The sequence below is a fragment of the Psychrobacter pasteurii genome, from assembly GCF_900162815.1.
GTDB classification, from domain to species: Bacteria; Pseudomonadota; Gammaproteobacteria; order Pseudomonadales; family Moraxellaceae; genus Psychrobacter; species Psychrobacter pasteurii.
Window position 1 is genome coordinate 1 of record NZ_FUGD01000179.1, and the last position, 2401, is coordinate 2401.

Genomic DNA, 2401 nt, shown 5'->3' on the forward strand with positions numbered 1-2401 from the left:
CCAGCAAAGTTTGTTTGCTATTGGTTTGGATGTTTTGATTGATGGTTTGCGTGAGTATTTCTTTGCTGGCAATCGACGTGTGTTTGAGGTTCTAATAAGCTATTTGTCTCCTAGTCCACGACCTTTGAGACTTTGAGCATTTTTGTCGTGTACAGAGAATGCTCGTATAATAAAGAGGCGAGCTATGTTTAACGTCAACCGCTGTGATTAAATCAGCATGTAATGGCTCGTTTAATTCATTTTTTATAATGCTATATAGTGCTGACTCAATATGGTGGTAACTTAAAGCTGGCAGGTCGAGTAGACGTTGCAGTTTTTTTAAAGTCTCGGTAATCTGAGTCTGCTCTATTAGAACTGGATTTTCTAAAATAGACTGTAGTTCATACGAAAGCGGCAAACTAAACTCACGATCATAGCTTTGCCGATGTTGTAGTAAATGACTTCTGCGGTTTGTCGTGACATTTACTACAATATTCAAAGCATGATAACTACTATTTACCCCTTTCTTATAACTTAACCAAGTTCGCTGACCCTTATCTAGGCCCAGCTCGTAAGTGACATCTTGGACCCTACGTCCACTAGTAAGCGAAATCAAGATAATAGTATAACTAGAACGACTGTCACCACTTGAGAGCATCAAAAGCTGCCAAAGCCTATCAAAGAGTACTTGAATACTAGCTAAACTTAGCTGGCGCAGACTGGTCGGAAAACCAAACCCATTACGCCTTGCATGACGATAGTTGTTTTTAAGCTTCCATTGCTGAAGCTCTGAAGACTTGGCTGTATGCTTAGATGGCTTGAAGTCATTATCTAAAAGCGTTTCTGGATCATCATCTGCAAGGTTTTCATCGTACGATACATTATCATTCTCGTGCTTTATGCCGAATGCTGTGGCTCTAAGGGGCTCATCATCACTGTCATAGTAAAATTTATCTAAATTTGATTTGAAAGCTTCATTATTACTAGTTTTAGAATAGGTCTTACCTACAAACTCCTTATCTTCAGCTACGACCTCATAAGCCAGTCGGATACGACCAATCTTTCCTGCCAGCTTTTTATTGATGACTTTCCCTGAAACCTCTGAATGCTTTGTTATAGCTTCATATTTACGAATGCCCTCAAGCACGCCAGTTAATGTGTCATGCTGAGCATGTATATGAATGAGTTCATTAAGGATTTCAGACTGAGGATTATGAGCATTCAATCCCATTCTAACTCGTACACCCAGCTGATTCACTTTCGCAAAGTGTTTATCCTCTCGCAGTGTGATCCTTAAAATAATTTGCAGGTAAGCACTCATAAATTGCCAAGCATGGCTTTTACTATCTACTGCCCCATATTTTTTATAAAACAGTATGAGCATGTATGAGACAGCCCACTCTTCAATACTTTTAGCTTTAACAATCGCATCTGCTATGTCATCGCACTCATTGATCGTAAAGATCATCTCTGATGATTTAGGAATAAACTCACTATTTAAAGCAAAGCCCGGCTTCAAGCTCACAGCATAAGTAATCAATTCCTGTATCTTTAGACAGGCAGGAGAACTCTCAGGCACCAGCATATTTAATGCTTTCTTTAACCTATCCTTATTAACACTTGTCATAGTTAATTCACCATCCAGTCCATATTCATTGGTAGACCTACTAAGCCCTTCTCAATTGATATCTTAGACTGTTGGTACTCGAAATTTGTTCTAGCTATACCAGCAAAACAGCAATAGTTATTGATCGTCAAAATGTCAATACCCATTAATTTACAGATAATAGATTTGGGAGCCCCCTGTTTAAGTGCCTTGAACAACTGGGGATGATGTACATCTTTTGAAAACACTAAATTTAATACCTCAATCCACGACAGCATCTGAATGTCTTGGATACTTTCTGGTGTGACTAAACAGGGATATTTATCTGAGCTTCGTGATACCAATATCTGTTCAACCTTATTAAACTCATTAATAAAATACAACGTGCTGTCATTCCCTTCTATTAGCCTTAAAGGTGGCTGATAGAATTTATCTAAACCAAAAAAATCTATTTGATTATTTCTGGATCTAAATCTCTGCCATAGAGTGAGTGCATCTTCAGCATGAGGGTGGATAAGAATCTTAACTTTACTCAAATCAATAAGTTTTTGACTTGGCTTTAAATTAATATTTTTCATCTTATTAATTATTTAATGAATTATACTCATGTTATAGTTTATATACTTAAGTGTCAATACCACTATTTTGTAGTTGCTAGACTTGCACAATTAAAAACTATTTACGTATCTCTCAAATTTATAGCGTGCACAAAAAAACGCGTAGCTCATTAATATCAATGAGTTACGCGTTTTTACGTTTATTATCATTTTATCTAGGTGTCATGATTAAACCCAGGGTTTGAGTTTTCAAAGAGAA

General features: G+C 36.9%; 2 protein-coding genes. Both read right to left on the reverse strand.

Annotated features, from left to right (window positions below; genetic code table 11):
• Positions 1-91: 91 nt before the first annotated feature.
• Positions 92-1606: a hypothetical protein gene (locus A1232T_RS13180; RefSeq protein ID WP_077449810.1), complete on the reverse strand. Its 1515-nt coding sequence runs from the start codon at positions 1604-1606 to the stop codon at positions 92-94.
• Between the two features lie 2 nt (positions 1607-1608).
• Complete coding sequence (locus tag A1232T_RS13185) at positions 1609-2163, reverse strand: hypothetical protein (protein WP_077449811.1); 555 nt, start codon at positions 2161-2163, stop codon at positions 1609-1611.
• Positions 2164-2401 lie beyond the last annotated feature (238 nt).

Excerpts from the sequence above, each read along its gene's own strand:
- A1232T_RS13180 (WP_077449810.1), bottom strand. The coding sequence starts at position 1,606 with ATGACAAGTGTTAATAAGGATAGGTTAAAGAAAGCATTAAATATGCTG.
- A1232T_RS13185 (WP_077449811.1), bottom strand. The coding sequence starts at position 2,163 with ATGAAAAATATTAATTTAAAGCCAAGTCAAAAACTTATTGATTTGAGT.